Source organism: Streptomyces sp. NRRL S-1813, assembly GCF_000719605.1.
Lineage (GTDB): Bacteria > Actinomycetota > Actinomycetes > Streptomycetales > Streptomycetaceae > Streptomyces > Streptomyces decoyicus.
The window spans coordinates 100,988-116,825 of the sequence record NZ_JOHB01000003.1 but is presented as its reverse complement, the minus strand read 5'-3'; the positions used below and the strand labels follow the sequence as shown (position 1 = coordinate 116,825).

The 15,838-nt window shown below is 71.3% G+C and carries 12 protein-coding genes and 1 pseudogene; 9 read left to right on the top strand and 4 right to left on the bottom strand.

Going from position 1 to position 15,838, the window contains the following annotated elements; genetic code table 11:
• The first annotated feature begins 29 nt into the window (after positions 1 to 29).
• The 4 genes from IF67_RS0107645 (at position 30) to IF67_RS0107630 (ending at position 5,836) form a co-directional block, all read left to right on the top strand.
• On the top strand, positions 30 to 2,489 hold the full coding sequence (locus IF67_RS0107645; protein ID WP_030983407.1) for a GcvT family protein: 2,460 nt from the start codon (positions 30 to 32) through the stop codon (positions 2,487 to 2,489).
• Positions 2,490 to 2,555: 66 nt separating this feature from the next.
• A complete protein-coding gene (gene solA, locus IF67_RS0107640) occupies positions 2,556 to 3,716 on the top strand; it encodes an N-methyl-L-tryptophan oxidase (protein WP_030983406.1) in 1,161 nt (386 codons plus the stop codon).
• 10 nt (positions 3,717 to 3,726) lie between these two features.
• Positions 3,727 to 4,914 (top strand): aromatic ring-hydroxylating oxygenase subunit alpha, encoded by a 1,188-nt coding sequence (locus tag IF67_RS0107635; RefSeq protein ID WP_030983404.1) that lies wholly within the window; start codon positions 3,727 to 3,729, stop codon positions 4,912 to 4,914.
• Between the two features lie 142 nt (positions 4,915 to 5,056).
• Entirely contained in the window at positions 5,057 to 5,836 is a 780-nt protein-coding gene (locus IF67_RS0107630; protein ID WP_030983401.1) for a FadR/GntR family transcriptional regulator, read from the top strand.
• 96 nt (positions 5,837 to 5,932) lie between these two features.
• Here the strand turns inward: IF67_RS0107630 and IF67_RS0107625 are convergent, their stop codons facing one another.
• Positions 5,933 to 7,606 carry an L-lactate permease gene (locus tag IF67_RS0107625; RefSeq protein ID WP_030983399.1) on the bottom strand — a complete coding sequence of 558 codons (1,674 nt, stop codon included), beginning with the start codon at positions 7,604 to 7,606 and terminating at the stop codon, positions 5,933 to 5,935.
• Between the two features lie 214 nt (positions 7,607 to 7,820).
• Between IF67_RS0107625 and IF67_RS0107620 the strand changes: the two genes are divergently transcribed.
• The 4 genes from IF67_RS0107620 (at position 7,821) to IF67_RS0107605 (ending at position 11,627) form a co-directional block, all read left to right on the top strand.
• Positions 7,821 to 8,588: a (Fe-S)-binding protein gene (locus tag IF67_RS0107620; protein WP_030983398.1), complete on the top strand. Its 768-nt coding sequence runs from the start codon at positions 7,821 to 7,823 to the stop codon at positions 8,586 to 8,588.
• On the top strand, positions 8,585 to 10,156 hold the full coding sequence (locus tag IF67_RS0107615) for a lactate utilization protein B (RefSeq protein WP_234341011.1): 1,572 nt from the start codon (positions 8,585 to 8,587) through the stop codon (positions 10,154 to 10,156). Before IF67_RS0107620 ends, IF67_RS0107615 begins: the two co-directional genes overlap by 4 nt.
• Positions 10,153 to 10,791, top strand: coding sequence for a LutC/YkgG family protein (locus tag IF67_RS0107610; protein WP_030983394.1), 639 nt, complete (start codon positions 10,153 to 10,155; stop codon positions 10,789 to 10,791). The genes IF67_RS0107615 and IF67_RS0107610 overlap by 4 nt, the downstream gene beginning before the upstream one ends.
• 209 nt (positions 10,792 to 11,000) lie before the next feature.
• Positions 11,001 to 11,627: a GntR family transcriptional regulator gene (locus IF67_RS0107605; RefSeq protein ID WP_030983392.1), complete on the top strand. Its 627-nt coding sequence runs from the start codon at positions 11,001 to 11,003 to the stop codon at positions 11,625 to 11,627.
• 15 nt (positions 11,628 to 11,642) lie between these two features.
• Here IF67_RS0107605 and IF67_RS0107600 read toward each other — a convergent pair whose 3' ends face one another.
• Together IF67_RS0107600 and IF67_RS0107595 are read right to left on the bottom strand one after the other, a co-directional pair.
• Positions 11,643 to 12,437: a carbon-nitrogen hydrolase family protein gene (locus IF67_RS0107600; RefSeq protein ID WP_030983391.1), complete on the bottom strand. Its 795-nt coding sequence runs from the start codon at positions 12,435 to 12,437 to the stop codon at positions 11,643 to 11,645.
• A 107-nt stretch (positions 12,438 to 12,544) separates the two neighbouring features.
• Positions 12,545 to 13,654, bottom strand: a pseudogene (locus tag IF67_RS0107595) (MFS transporter); the annotation flags it as partial.
• On the opposite strand from IF67_RS0107595, the gene IF67_RS0107590 reads away from it, so the two are divergent.
• Positions 13,651 to 14,289: a DUF2848 domain-containing protein gene (locus IF67_RS0107590; RefSeq protein WP_234341010.1), complete on the top strand. Its 639-nt coding sequence runs from the start codon at positions 13,651 to 13,653 to the stop codon at positions 14,287 to 14,289. The pseudogene IF67_RS0107595 and the gene IF67_RS0107590 overlap by 4 nt on opposite strands.
• A gap of 112 nt (positions 14,290 to 14,401) precedes the next feature.
• Here IF67_RS0107590 and aspA read toward each other — a convergent pair whose 3' ends face one another.
• Complete coding sequence (aspA, locus tag IF67_RS0107585; protein WP_030983386.1) at positions 14,402 to 15,823, bottom strand: aspartate ammonia-lyase; 1,422 nt, start codon at positions 15,821 to 15,823, stop codon at positions 14,402 to 14,404.
• Between the last annotated feature and the right edge of the window lie 15 nt (positions 15,824 to 15,838).

The window sequence follows — 15,838 nt, the reverse complement described above, 5'->3', positions numbered from 1 at the left end:
TCGGCCACCCGACCAGCAGGAGGAGGGTCATGTCCCGCACGCCCGCAAACAGTTCCCGTGTGGTTGTCATCGGTGCCGGCATCGTCGGCTGTTCGCTCGCCGACGAGCTGACCGCCCGCGGCTGGACCGAGGTCACCGTCCTCGAACAGGGCCCGCTGCCGGCCCCCGGCGGCTCCACCTCGCACGCACCCGGCCTGGTCTTCCAGACCGGCCCGTCCAAGACCATGACGGAGTTCGCCGCCTACACCGTCCGGAAGTTCAGCTCCCTGGAGGTGGACGGGCTGCCCTGCTTCCACCCGGTCGGCGGCCTGGAGGTCGCCACCACCGAGGCCCGCTGGGCCGATCTGCACCGCAAGGCCGGACTTGCCGCCTCCTGGGGCGTACGCGGTGAACTGCTCACCCCGCAGCAGTGCAAGCAGCTCTGGCCGATGCTGGACGAGACCAAGCTCCACGGCGGCTTCCACACCGCCGACGACGGCCTGGCCCGCGCGGTGCTCGCCTGCCGCGCGCAGATCGCACGGGCCGAGAGCCGCGGCGCCCGCTTCCTGGAGCGGCACACCGTCACCGGAATCGAGCAGGAGGACGGCCGCGTCACCGGCGTCGTCACCGACCGCGGCACCTTCCCCGCCGACCATGTCGTCTCGGCCGCCGGCTTCTGGGGCCCGGTGATCGGAGCGATGGCCGGGGTGGACGTACCGCTGCTGCCGCTGGCCCACCAGTACGCGACCACCGAGCCGCTGCCCGAGCTCGACGGCGTCAACGATTCCCGTATGGAGGCGAGCAAGCCGATCCTGCGCTTCCAGGACCGCGACCTCTACTTCCGCGAGCACACCGACCGGATCGGCATCGGCTCCTACGCCCACCGTCCGATGCCCGTCGACCCCTTCACCCTTCCCGCCTTCGACGAGGCTCCCGTCATGCCGTCCTCGCTGCCCTTCACCGAGGACGACTTCGCACCGAGCTGGCAGGACAGTGTCGGACTGCTGCCCGCGCTGGGCGCCTCGCGGGTGTCCGAGGGCTTCAACGGTGTCTTCTCCTTCACCCCCGACGGGATGCCGGTCCTCGGCGAGTCCCGTGCACTGCGGGGATTCTGGCTGGCCGAGGCGGTCTGGGTCACCCACTCCGCGGGCGTCGCCAAGGCCGTCGCAGAATGGATGACGGACGGCCGGCCCGCGACCGACATCCACGAATGCGACCTCTACCGCTTCGAGGACGCCCAGCGCTCGCCCGCCTATATCGCCGACCGCGGCGCCCAGAGCTTCATCGAGGTCTATGACGTCATCCACCCGCTACAGCCCATGGAGCAGCCGCGGCCGCTGCGCACCAGCCCCTTCTACGCGCGGCAGCAGGAGCTCGGCGCGTACTTCCTGGAGGGCGGTGGCTGGGAGCGCCCGCACTGGTACGAGGCCAACGCCCCGCTCGCGGAGGGGCTCCGGCTCCCCGAGCGTGACGCCTGGTCGGCGCGCTACTGGTCGCCGATCGCCGCCGCCGAAGCCAGGGCCACCCGCGAAAAGGTCGCCCTGTACGACATGACCCCGCTGCGCAGGCTGGAGGTCACCGGGCCCGGCGCCCTCGCCTTCCTCCAGCGCATGACCAGCAACAATCTCGCCAAGAAGCCGGGCGCGGTCACCTACACCCTGCTCCTGGACGAGACCGGCGGCATCCGCTCCGACCTCACCGTCGCCCGGCTTGCCCCGGACCGCTTCCAGGTCGGCGCCAACAGCGGATCCGACCTCGACTGGCTGCTGAGGCACGCCCCGGACGAGGGGGTCCAGGTCCGTGACATCACCTCCGGCACCTGCTGCATCGGCGTCTGGGGCCCGCTCGCCCGCGACCTGGTCCAGCCGCTCACCCGCGACGACTTCTCCCACCAGGCCTTCGGCTACTTCAAGGCCAGGCACACCTACCTCGGTCATGTACCGGTCACCGCGATGCGCCTCAGTTACGTCGGGGAACTCGGCTGGGAGCTGTACACCACGGCCGATATGGGGCTGCGGCTGTGGGACACGCTCTGGGAGGCGGGCCGGGAGCACGGGGTGATCGCCGCCGGGCGCAGCGCCTTCAACAGCCTTCGCCTGGAGAAGGGTTACCGCGCCTGGGGCCATGACATGACCACCGAGCACAACCCGTACGAGGCCGGCGTCGGCTTCGCCGTCCGCCCCGCCAAGGGCGATTTCCTCGGCCGCGACGCACTGGAGGGCCGAAGCGAGGGGACCGCGGCGCGCAAGCTCAGCTGCCTCACCCTCGACGACCCCGATGCCGTCGTCCTCGGCAAGGAACCGGTCCACGTCGACGGCCGGCCGGCCGGCTACGTCACCTCCGCCGCCTACGGCTACACCCTCGGCCGGGGCATCGCCTACGCCTGGCTGCCGGCCGCCGCGGCGGCCCCCGGTACCGCCGTGCACATCGAGTACTTCGGTGAGAAGATCCCCGCGACCGTCGCCCAAGAGCCCCTCTTCGATCCGCAGATGGAGCGTATCCGCAGGTAGGCCGGTCCGTGACCCCGTGACCCCGTGATCCGCTCCCCGCCCTCCGTACGCAGAAGGAGCAACCGCATGGCTCCCACCTACGACGTCATCGTCCTCGGCCTCGGCGGCATGGGCAGCGCCGCCGCCCACCACCTCGCCGCCCGCGGTGCCCGGGTCCTGGGCCTGGAGAAGTTCGGCCCGGTGCACAACCGGGGCTCCAGCCACGGCGGTTCCCGTATCACCCGGCAGTCCTACTTCGAGGACCCCGCCTACGTACCGCTGCTGCTGCGCTCCTACGAGCTGTACGAGAAGCTGGAGCGGGACAGCGGCCGGGAGATCGCCACCCTCTGCGGCGGGGTGATGATCGGCCGCCCCGACAGCCGCACCGTCCGCGGCAGCCTGGAATCCGCCCGCCGGTGGGACCTCCCGCACGAGATGCTCGACCCCAAGGAGATCCGCCGCCGCTTCCCGACGCTCACCCCCGCCGAGGACGAGGTCGCGCTGTACGAGGCACGGGCGGGCCTGGTCCGGCCGGAGTACACCGTCGCCGCACATGTCCAGCTCGCCACCCAGGACGGCGCCGAGCTGCACTTCGAGGAGCCGGTCACCCGCTGGGAGGAGCTGCCCGGCGGCGCCGGGGTCCGCGTCCACACTCCCGAGAACACCTACACCGCGGGGCAGTTGGTGATCTGCCCGGGAGCCTGGGCGCCCCAGCTGCTCACCGACCTGGGTGTGCCGTTCACCATCGAACGGCAGGTCATGTACTGGTTCGCCCCCGACGGCGGCACCGCGCCCTTCGTCCCCGAGCGGCACCCGATCTACATCTGGGAGGACGCGCAGGGCGTCCAGGTCTACGGCTTCCCGTCGATCGACGGCCCCGACGGCGGCGCGAAGGTCGCCTTCTTCCGCAGGGGCACCGTCTGCACACCGGAGACCATCGAGCGCACCGTGCACGACCACGAGGTGCGTGCCATGGCCGACCAGATGAGCCCGCGCATCCCTGCCCTGCCCGGCCGCTTCCTCAAGGCCGCCACCTGCATGTACTCCAACACCCCCGACGAGCACTTCGTGATCACCCGGCACCCCGCACACCCGGAGACCGTGACCGTCGCCTGCGGATTCTCCGGACACGGCTTCAAGTTCGTCCCCGTGGTCGGGGAGATCGTCGCCGATCTCGCGCTGACCGGGGCCACCGCGCACCCCATCGAGCTTTTCGACCCGCGCCGGCCCGCTGCCGCGGCCGCTTGAGGAGACCGCCATGACGACCACCCACACCGAGTCCGCACCGGCCCCGGCCTCCACCCCCGCGGCCTCCACCCCCACGGCCGGTACCTCCCCGAGCCTGATCGCCACCCTCGCCGGGCACCACTACACCGACCCCGACATCTTCCGCCAGGAGCAGGAGAAGATCTTCGAGCGGCTGTGGTTCTGCGCGGTACGCAGCGCCGACCTGGAGAAGCCCGGCGCCTTCCGTACGGTCCGGGTCGGCCGGGAGAGCGTACTGATCACCCGCAACCGCGGCGGCGAGCTGCGCGCCTTCCTCAACATCTGCCGACACCGCGGCGCACAGCTGTGCACCGAGGAGTCCGGCGAGGTCCGCCGCAACCTCCAGTGCCCCTATCACGCCTGGACCTACGACCTCGACGGCCGCCTGGTGGCCGCCCCCAACCTCCAGAAGATGCCGGACATCGACCGCACCGAACGGGGACTGGTCACCGTCCCCCTCCGCGAATGGCTCGGCTACGCCTGGGTGTGCCTGGCCGACGAGCCGCCCTCCTTCGAGGACTCGGTGATCGGCGCGGCCGTCGAGCGGCTGGGGGACGCCGCCTCCCTCGACCGCTACCGCACCGAAGGACTCGCCCTCGGCAAGCGCCTCACCTATGACGTGCGCGCCAACTGGAAGCTCATCATCGAGAACTTCATGGAGTGCTACCACTGCGGCACCATCCACCCCGAACTCACCGAGGTGCTCCCGGAGTTCGCCGACGGTTTCGCCGCCCAGTACTACGTCGGGCACGGTGCGTCCTTCGCCGACGAGGCCACCGGATTCACCGTGGACGGCACCGACGGCTTCGGCCGGCTCCCCGGCATCGAGGACACCCAGGACCGCCGCTACTACGCGATCACCGTCCGGCCGCAGGTGTTCGTCAACCTCGTCCCGGACCATGTCATCGTCCACCGGATGTTCCCGATGGCCCCGGACCGCACCGTCGTCGAATGCGACTGGCTGTATCTGCCCGAGGTCGTCGACTCCGGTGCCGATGTCTCCAAGTCCGTCGAGCTCTTCCACCGCGTCAACACCCAGGACTTCGACGCCTGCGAACGCACCCAGCCGGCCATGAGCTCCCGCGCCTACCGCGCCGGCGGGGTCCTGGTACCCAGCGAGCACCACATCGGCGCCTTCCACCACTGGGTCACCGACCACCTGGAGGGGGAGCGTGCCTGATTTGTTCCTCAGGGGCCGCTGAGGGGTTGCATGGCCCGACCGGCGGAACAAACGCTCTGAGCCCCGGCCATATGGTCCGACCACACGCCCTGTGTGACATAGTTTTGGCAAGGGAGCACGGGGCCGAGCCGGGGAGTGGTGGATGTCTGCCGAATGGCGACCTGTGCGGCAGTCGCGCACACATGAGCTCGTGCTGGAGCGCATCGAGGAACGGGTGCTCGCGGGAGAGCTCAAGGCGGGGGACCGATTGCCGCCCGAGCGCGAGCTGGCACCGGTACTCGGCGTCAGCCGGTCCGCGCTGCGCGAGGCGCTGCGGGTGCTGGAGACGATCGGGGTGCTGGTCGCGCAGGCGGGCCGCGGGCCGGACGCGGGGGCGCGGATCGTACGGAACCCGGACGACGCGCTCGGCCGGCTGCTGCGCCTGCACTTCGCCTTGGGGAGCTACAGCCTGCACGACGTGCTGGAGGCCCGGGTGGTGCTGGAGCGTTCCAGTTTCGAGGCGGCCGCGGAACACGCTCCGGCGGAGGACCTCGACGAGGCCGAAGCGCTCCTGGTGCGTATGCAGGAGCCCGAGGTGGGCGTCGCCGATTTCAACGACCTGGACACCCGGTTCCATGTCGCCATCGCCCGTAGCTCGGGCAATCAGCTCACCTCCACGCTCACTTCGGCCGTACGGGAGTCGGTGCGTCCGCTGATCCTGCGGGCGCTGGAGACGGCGGAGGACTGGCCGGCCACGGCGGGTGCGCTGAACGCCGAGCACACCGAACTGCTGCGTCTGGTGCGTGCGGGCAAGGGCGCGAAGGCGGCCGACCTGGTCGAGGCGCATATCCGTGGTTTCCATGGCACGTTGGTCGATGAGAAGCCCCAGGTGGAGCAGGCAGGCACGGCGGACGAGGTGGGTCGGGAAGGCCGGGAAGGCTGAGTCGGCAGGGCGGCCGAGTCCCAGGCCCGTAGGCGGAACCGGGACAGGACCGGCATGAGGGGGCGGGCCCGCTCCGCCCCCTCCTCGCCCGTTCCCCTACGGCAGCATCCAGGACAGCACCGGAAGCGACTGGAGCGCGACCAGGACGCACAGGACCGCCAGCATCGCGACGCTGTATCCGGCGACCTTGCGCAGCAGGATCCGCTCGGTGCCAGGCTGTTCCACGGCGGTCGCCGCGATGGTCAGGTTCTGCGGGCTGATGAGTTTGCCGACGACGCCGCCGGTGGTGTTGGCGGCCACCAGCAGGGTCGGGTCGATGCCCGCGGCCTTGCCCGCGGTCTGCTGGAGCGTGGCGAACAGGGCGTTCGACGAGGTGTCCGAGCCGGTGACGGCGGTGCCGAGCCAGCCGAGGACCGGGGAGAGCACGGCGAAGAAGCCGCCGGTGGCGGCGAGCCAGGTGCCGATGGCGAGGGTCTGTCCCGACTGGTTCATGACGTAGCTCAGGGCCAGCACGGTGGCGACCGTGGCGATGGCGGTCCGCATGTTCCGCAGGGTGCGCCCGGCGCAGGACAGTCCGATGCGTGCGCTCATCGGGAAGCGGTCGGAGTCCTTCGCGCGGCTGTAGATCAGCATCACGAGGAGGCCGGAGAGGAGTAGCAGGGTGCCGGGATTGCCCAGGACCTCCAGTTTGTAGACCGCGCTGCCCGCGGGGGAGCCGTCGGCGGCCAGGAGATTGCCGTACAGGCCGGGCCAGTTGAGCTGGAGGGTGAGGGCGCCGAGCAGCTTGGGCACGTCGAGTGCGCCGAGGTGGAGCTTGGCGAGCGCGAAGACCGCGATCACCAGGACGTACGGCAGGACGGCGAGGGAGACGCGGCGGCCGGTGAGCGGTTCGGCCTCGACCAGGGAGCGCTGGTCGTCCGGTGTCGTGGGGGACCAGAAGCGCAGCATGATCACGGCGGCGCCGAAACCGGCGAGCGCGGCGACGACATCGGTGAGCTCGTACGCGAAGTGGGCCGAGCACCAGAACTGGGCGAGGGCGAACACCGCCCCGGTGACCAGGGCGATGGGCCACAGCTGGCGCAGCCCGCGGCGCCCGTCGACGAGGAAGAGCAGGAGCTGCGGGACGAAGAGGGCGAGCAGCGGGCTCTGACGGCCGATGACGCCGGCGAGGTCCTCGGCCGGTATGCCGGTGAGGGTGCCCGCGGTGGTGATGGGGATGGCCATGGCGCCGAAGGCGACGGGCGCGGTGTTGGCGACCAGGACGGTCACGGCCGAGGTGAGCCGCGGCAGCCCGAGCGCCATCAGCATGGCGGCGGTGATCGCGACGGGGGCGCCGAACCCGGCGAGGGCTTCGAGGAGTCCGCCGAAGCAGAACGCGATGAGCATGGCCTGGATGCGCAGATCGCCGCGGCCGACGGAGTTGAAGGAGCGGCGCAGATCCTCGAAGCGGTTGCCGGCCACGGTGAGTTCGTAGAACCAGATGGCCGACACGACGATCAGCATCACCGGGAAGAGGCCGAAGGCCAGCCCCTGGGTGGCGGACAGAACGCCGAGCTGGAGGGGCATCCCGTAGCCGAGGACCGCGACCAGCAGCGCGGCCAGCAGGGCGCCGAGGGCGGAGTGCAGCGCGGGGCGCCGGGCCGCCATCAGCAGCACGAAGAAGGTCGCCAGGGGGACCAGACCCAGTAGCGCGGTGGCGGTGAGGCTGTCCCCGACGGCGGCCACGTCGGGGGTGTAGGCCGCCAGGGCGGCGGGTGGTGTGGTGGCCACGGAGTGCTCCTCATCGAGTCATCGAGTTCTGCGCGCCGTCCGGCCTGTCGGAATGTCCCGTTCCCGGCGAGGGCGGCGCGCCCGGTGGCTGAGAATCGGCCCTCAGTAGCCCATTGAAGATGTCGCATGTCAATAAGGTCGGACCAAACTGCGCCCTTACTTTTCTTCGTCGGTCCGAAGCGAGTATGGTCGGACCATAAGCGAGGGAGGTTCCATGCGCATCGCGCTCTTCGCCACCTGCCTGGGAGACACGCTCTTCCCGGAAGCGGTGAAATCCACCGCGGTCCTGCTGGCCCGTCTGGGGCATGACGTGGTGTTCCCGCCGCAGCAGACCTGCTGTGGCCAGATGCACGTCAACACCGGCTATCAGCGGGAGCCGGTGCCGCTGGTGCGGAACTTCGCCGAGCAGTTCGGCGACCCGTCGATCGAGGCGGTGGTGATGCCGTCCGGGTCGTGTGCGGGCTCGGTCCGTCATCAGCACGAGATCGTCGCCGACCGGTACGGGGACGCCGCGCTGCGCGCCGGGGTCGCCGGCGTGAAGACGAAGACGTACGAGCTGTCCGAGTTCCTCGTCGACGTTCTCGACGCGACCGACGTCGGCGCGTACTTCCCGCACCGGGTGACCTACCACCCCACCTGCCATTCGCTGCGGATGCTGCGGGTCGGCGAGAAGCCGCTGCGGCTGCTGCGCGCCGTCGAGGGCATCGACCTGGTGGAACTTCCCGAGGCCGACGCATGCTGCGGGTTCGGCGGCACCTTCGCGGTCAAGAACGCCGGCACGTCCTCCGCGATGCTGCGGGACAAGATGGACCACATCGCCGGCACCGGCGCCGAGGTGTGCACCGCGGGCGACTCGTCCTGTCTGATGCACATCGGCGGCGGCCTCTCACGCATCAAGTCCGGTACGCGGACCCTGCACTTGGCGCAGATCCTCGCGTCCACCCGCACCGCGCCGTACGCCCTGACGGAGGCCGCCCGATGAGCATGCCGACCGGCCCCTCGACGCGTGGCACCTTCCTCGGCATGCCGGCCGTCCCCCCGCGCTCCCCGTACGGGACGGGCCATCTGCGCGGCGAGCGCACCTTCCCCGAGGCGGCCCAGGACGAGCTGGGCAACGAGCAGCTGCGCCGCAACCTGGGCAGGGCCACCCACTCCATCCGCGCCAAGCGCCTGGACGTCACCGGTGAACTGCCCGACTGGGAGCAACTGCGCGACGCCGGCTCCGCGATCAAGACCGACACCATGAACCGGCTGCCCGAACTGCTGGAGCAGCTGGAGCGGAAGGTCACCGAACACGGCGGCACCGTCCACTGGGCGCGCGACGGCGTCGAGGCGAACGAGATCGTCACCCGGCTGGTCAGGCGGACCGGCGGCGACGAGGTCCTCAAGGTCAAGTCGATGGCCACCCAGGAGATCGGCCTCAACGAGCACCTGGAGAGCCAGGGGATCGCCGCCCTGGAAACCGACCTGGCCGAGCTGATCGTGCAGCTCGCCGACGACCGTCCTTCGCACATCCTGGTCCCCGCGATCCACCGCAACCGCGACGAGATCCGGGAGATCTTCCTCCGCCGGATCCCCGGCGTCGACCCCGCGCTGGGCGCCGCCCCCGCCGAACTGGCCGCCGTGGCACGTGCGTATCTGCGCGAGAAGTTCATGACGGCCAAGGTGGCCGTCTCCGGCGCCAACTTCGGGATCGCCGAGACCGGCACCCTGTCCGTGGTCGAGTCCGAGGGCAACGGCAGGATGTGCCTGACCCTGCCCCAGACGCTGATCACCGTCATGGGCATCGAGAAGGTGCTGCCGCGCTTCCAGGACCTGGAGGTCTTCCTCCAGCTGCTCCCGCGCTCCTCGACCGGTGAGCGGATGAACCCGTACACCTCGCTGTGGACGGGCGTGACGCCGGGCGACGGTCCGCAGGAGTTCCACCTCGTGCTGCTCGACAACGGGCGGACGGCGGCGCTCGCGGACACGATCGGGCGCGAGGCGCTCAACTGCATCCGCTGCTCGGCCTGCCTCAATGTCTGCCCGGTGTACGAGCGGACCGGCGGCCACGCCTACGGATCGACCTACCCCGGCCCGATCGGCGCGGTGCTCACCCCGCAGCTCGCCGGTATGCACGCCGCCGAGGACGACCCCAACAGCTCGCTTCCGTACGCCTCCAGTCTGTGCGGAGCCTGCTTCGACGCCTGCCCGGTGAAGATCGACATTCCGTCGCTGCTGGTCGAGCTGCGGCACCAGCACACCGAGGAGTCCGGCACGACCGCGGAGGGGCTGGCGATGAAGGCCGCCGCCGCGGTCATGAAGCGGCCGAAGCTGTTCACGGCCGCACAGAGGACGGCGGGACTCGGGCGCGTACTGGCGGGCCGCGACGGCACGTTCTCCCGTCTGCCCCCGCCGTTCCAGGGCTGGAGCGACAGCCGCGACACTCCGGCCCCGCCCCAGCAGTCCTTCCGCTCCTGGTTCGCCTCCGCCGAGGGCGCGGCCACGATGCGGGCGGCGGCGGAGGAAGGCGCACGGCACACCGACGACGATCCGCAGGAGGCGCAGTGACCACGACCGCACGGGAGACGGTGCTCCGACGCGTCCAGGACGCGCTGGCCCGCTCCGACCGGCCCGAGGTGACCGTCCCCCGCGGCTACCGCACCGGCCGGACCCTCCTTGACGGGGAGCGGCTCGCCCTCTTCGTCGACCGGCTCGTCGACTACAAGGCGCAGGTGCGCACCTGCACGGCCGGTGCCACCGCGACGGTGATCGCCGAGGTGCTCCGGGCGCGCGGGGCACGGAAGATCGGGGTCCCTCCGGGGCTCGACCCGGCCTGGCTGGCCGGGTACGACGTGGAGATCCGCACCGACTCCCCGGACCTTCCGGCGCCCCGGCTCGACGTGCTGGACGGGGTGGTGACGGCCTCCGCCGTCAGCTGCGCCGAGACCGGCACGATCTTCCTGGACGGCGCCGCGGCGGACCAGGGACGGCGCGCGCTGACCCTCGTCCCCGACCTGCATGTGTGCGTCGTCGACCTGTCGTCGGTGCGGACCGGCGTGCCGGAGGCGCTGGCGGAGCTCGTGCCGGAGCATCCGACCACACTGATCAGCGGCCCTTCGGCCACCTCCGACATCGAGCTGGAGCGGGTGGAGGGCGTGCACGGCCCGCGCACCCTGGAGGTGGTGATCCGTACCGACGTGTGAGCGGTTCCGGTGTGCCGCACCGCGGCCCGTTCGACCGGCCACTGACGCTCCCCCCCCGGGGCCCCGGCGGTGCGGGGCAGCGGCCGCGCCCGGGGACACCTGGCGGCCCGTCAGGAACGGTGAGCACCGCGCGTCGCGGCGGTCGCCCACCATGTAGCCTGCGCATACGGGTTGTATGCAGTTTCCAGTGGCGCAGGGGAGAGCGGGCGATGCAGTCGGGGCGTGAGAAGGCCTACGCGTATCTCAAGGAGAGCGTGCTGACCGACCCGGAGATGCAGGACCGGTTCCTGTCCGAGCAGGAGATCGCGGACCGGATCGGTGTCTCCCGCACCCCGATCCGCGAGGCCCTGCTGCTGCTTGCCGCCGAGGATCTGGTGCGGCTGGTCCCCAAGCGCGGGGCGCATATCGCCCCGCTGTCCGGCCGCGAGATCCGGGAGCTGATGGAGATGCGCGGCCTGATCGAGCGCTTCGCCGCGGAGCGCACGACCGACCGAGGCACCGCACCCGTCGACGAGATGGCCGACATCCTGGCCCACCAGGACACCCTGCGGGGCGAGGACTCCACCAAGGAGTTCATCGCCGCCGACCACCGTTTCCACGCGACCCTCGTCGCCGCCGTCGGCAACACCCTGATGAGCCGCCAGTACGACGCCCTGCGCAGCCGTCAGATCCGGGCCGGCGTCCTCGCCCTCTACCGCTCGGGCAACCGCCAGGACGATGTGCTCGCCGAACACCGCCGGATCCTCGACGGCTTGGTGGCCGGGGATGCCAAGGCCGCCTGTGCGGCCATCGACAGCCACATCCAGGCGACCCAGCGCATCCTCCTGGCCGCTTGACCTCGCGGGGCGGGGCTACAACTGCCGGTTGTCCAGCACCGCCACGGCCCGCCGGATCCGCGCGGTCTCCTCGGTGTCCACGTCCCCGACCAGCAGATCGGGCGCGCTGCCCAGCTGGGCGCGGACGGTGCCGTCGGGGCCGATCAGTGCGGTGTGCCCGACGCCGTTCGGTGCCTCGGCGGGGGCCTCCGGATCGACCTGCGGGTCCGGGGCGGCCTGGTCGACGGCCGCGAGCCAGACCGTCGCGTCCAGGGCGCGCGCCCGCACCAGCAGATCCCACTGCGCGCGCTTGCCCGGCCCCGCGGCCCAGGAAGCGGGCAGCAACGACACCGTCGCCCCTGCGTCCGCATGCGCCCGGAAGAGCTCCGGGAACCGCAGGTCGTAACACGTCGCCAGGCCCACCCGGACACCGTCGACATCGATGGTGACCACCCGGTTGCCCGGGGCGACCGTGTCGGACTCCCGGAATCCGAAGGCGTCATACAGATGGATCTTGTCGTAGGACTCCTCGACCTCGGGGCCGGTGGCCAGCAGGGTGTTGGCGACCCGCCCGCCGGACGCGGGGGTGAACATGCCGGCCACCACGGTCACCCCCGTCTCCCGGGCAACCGCTCGCACCCCCTCGGCCCACGGCCCGTCCAGCGGCTCGGCCACCGGCGCGAGCGGTACCCCGAACCGCACCATGGCCGCCTCGGGAAGGACCGTCAGCCGGGCCCCCTCGCGCGCCGCGCGACGGACCTGGTCCTGGACGTACGCGAGGTTCTCCTTCGGATCGGTCGATGCGGTCATCTGGCACAGCGCGATGCGCATACGGATCTCTCTTCTCTCGTGCCTTCGGTGCCTTCGGGACCCGGTGCCGGGCGGCCGTCTCAGCGGCCGGGTGCTCCCCGCACCATCCTCCCCGGCGACTGCCCGGTGCCCTTCGCCAGGCGGGCGTACTCCTCGTCCTCATCGTGCGCCGGATCCCGCCCCAGCAGCACGCCCACGATGGTGACCACGGCGGTCCCGGCCAGGTACAGCGCCAGTGGCAGCCAGCTGCCGAACGAGCCCAGCAGCGCGGTGAACAGCAGCGGCGCCACGGCCCCGCCGATCACCCCGGCGAGTGTGTACGCCAGTGAGGAGCCGGTGTAGCGCAACCTCGGGGTGAACTGCTCGGCGACGAATGCGGCCTGCGGCCCGTACAGCAGGGAGTGGATCGCCAGTGCCACCACGACCCCCAGCACCAGCAGCCCCCAGGAACCGGTGTCCGCCATGGGGAAGAACACGAACGGCCACGCCGCCGCCGCGACCGCACCGCCGAGATACATCCGGCGCCGGTTCCAGCGGTCCGACGGCGCCCCGGCCAGCGGGATCAGCACGATCTGCAACGCCGAGCCGATCAGTACGGCCGCCAGCGCCTGCCCGCGGGGCAGCCCCAGCTGCTCGGTCGCATAGGTGAGGACGAAGACGGTGAACATCGCATAGAGCACGTCCGGCGCCACCCGGCTGAGGATCGCGGCCACCAGGGCCCGCGGCTGGGTCGTGAACACCTCGCGGACCGGCGCCGCGGGCCGGTCGCCGCTCGCCTGCATGGCCCGGAAGACCGGGGTCTCCTCCAGCCGCACCCGGATCCACAGCCCGAAGACCACCAGGACACCGGAGAGCAGAAAGGCGATCCGCCAGCCCCAGGCCAGGAACTGCTGCTCGGACAGCAGCGAGCCGAGGGCCGCCAGCACGCCGTTGGCCATCAGATTTCCGACGGGCGGGCCGATCTGCGCCGCCGATGCCCAGAAGCCGCGCCTGCGGGAGTCCCCGTACTCACTGGTCAGCAGCACGGCGCCGCCCCACTCGCCGCCGACCCCGACGCCCTGGGCGAAGCGCAGCAGGACCAGCAGGACCGGCGCGGCCGGGCCGATGGCGGCCTGGGTGGGCAGCAGGCCGATCAGCAGGGTCGCGGTACCGATCAGCATCAGCGTCGCCACCAGCACCTTCTTGCGGCCGATGACATCCCCGAGCCGCCCGAAGACGAATCCGCCGAGCGGCCGTGAGCCTGCTCAACGCCGGTTACGCCGGCCGCAGCCAGGACGATGTGGCCGCCCATGTCGCGGAACTGGCCGAACTCGGCGTGCCCGCACCGTCCACCACCCCTGCCCTCTACCCCGTCGCGCCATACCTGGGTCAGCAGACCACCCGGGTGCCGGTCCAGCACGCCCGTACCTCGGGCGAGGCGGAGTGGGCGCTCGTCGTGGACGACACCGGAGATCTGCTGCTCACCGCGGCCTGCGACCACACCGACCGCGCACTGGAGGCGCACGGCGTGGCCTGGAGCAAGAACGCCGGGCCCGATGTGCTCGCCCGCACGGCATGGCGCCTGGCCGAGGTCGCCGACCGCCTCGACACCCTGACCCTGCGCGCCTGGGTGACCCCTGTCGGCGGCGGCGAGGAGCTCCTCGTCCAGGACGGTACGGCGGGCGAGCTGCTCCCGCCCGGCTACTGGACCGAGGTCCTGCGCGAGCGCGGCGAGCTGCGGCCCGGCACGGTCCTGATCTCGGGGACGATCCCGATGCGCGAGGGCGTCGACCAGTTCGCGGCCCGCTGGCGCGTCGAACTCGCCGACCCGGCGACCGGCAATGTCATCACGCTCGCCTACGACGTCGTTCCGATGCCGGAACCGATCGGCTGACCCCGCGCCGCGCACCGTAACGGCCGGGTCCACGGCCAAGGCCGGGCCGGCACCCCGAGGGGGCGCCGGCCCGGCCCGTCGGGGACCGTCCCGGTCCCGGGTCCGCCGCGGCTCAGACGGCGAGCACGTCCCCGCCCGTGCCGGCGATTTCCTCCGGGCGCAGCAGGGCGGCGAGCCGGTCGGCCGGGAGCAGCCCCTGTTCCAGGACCAGTTCGGCAACGCCGCGTCCGGTGGCGAGGGCCTCCTTGGCGATCGCGGTGGCCGCGGTGTAGCCGATGTGCGGGTTGAGGGCGGTGACCAGCCCGATGGAGTTCTCCACGCTTGCGCGCAGCGTCTCGGTGTTGGCGGTGATGCCCGCGACACAGCGCTCGGCGAGGGTGCGGCAGGCGGCCCCGAGGTGGGTGATGCTCTCCGAGAGGGAGTGCAGGATCACCGGCTCGAAGGCATTGAGCTGGAGCTGGCCCGCCTCGGCGGCCATGGTGATGGTGACGTCGTTGCCGATGACCTCGAAGGCGACCTGGTTGACGACCTCGGGGATCACCGGGTTGACCTTGCCGGGCATGATGCTCGAACCGGCCTGTACCGGCGGCAGGTTGATCTCCGCAAGGCCGGCCCGCGGGCCGGAGGAGAGCAGCCGCAGATCGTTGCAGCTCTTGGAGAGCTTGACGGCGACGCGCTTGAGGACACCCGACAGATGGACGAACGCCCCGCAGTCCTGGGTGGCCTCGACGAGGTTGGCGGCGGTGACCAGGGGCAGACCGGTCAGGGCGGCCAGGCGCTTGCGCGCCGCTTCGGCGTAGCCCTTGGGGGCGTTGAGGCCGGTGCCGATGGCGGTGGCGCCGAGGTTGATCTCGTGGATGAGCAGGACGGCCTCCGCCAGCCGGCTCTGGTCCTCCTCCAGCATCACCGCGTACGCCGAGAACTCCTGGCCGAGGGTCATCGGCACCGCGTCCTGGAGCTGGGTGCGCCCCATCTTGAGGATGTCGCGGAACTCCTCGGCCTTGGCGGCGAAGGCCTCGCGCAGCACGGTCATCGCCTCGAGGAGTTCCCGTACGGCGATGATCGTGGCGACGTTGACGGCCGTCGGGTAGACGTCGTTCGTCGACTGGCTGAGGTTGACATGCTCGTTGGGGTGCAGACGGTGGTAGTCGCCCTTGGCGTGCCCCAGGATCTCCAGCGCCCGGTTGGCGATCACCTCGTTGGCGTTCATGTTCGTCGACGTACCGGCACCGCCCTGGATGACATCGACGATGAACTCGTCGTGCAACGGCCCGCCGGCCCGGATCTCCCGGCAGGCGTCGGCGATGGCGTCGGCCCGCTCCGGATCGAGCAGCCCCAGGTCTTCGTTGGCCCGGGCCGCGGCTTCCTTGACGGCGGCGAGCGCATTGATCAGGTGCGGGTAGGTGGAGATCGGCGTACCGGTGATGGGGAAGTTCTCCACGGCCCGCAGGGTGTGCACGCCCCAGTAGGCGTCGGCGGGTATCTCGCGATCGCCGAGCAGATCGTGTTCGCGGCGGTGGCCGGCGGCAGTCATGGTGCAGGTGGTCCT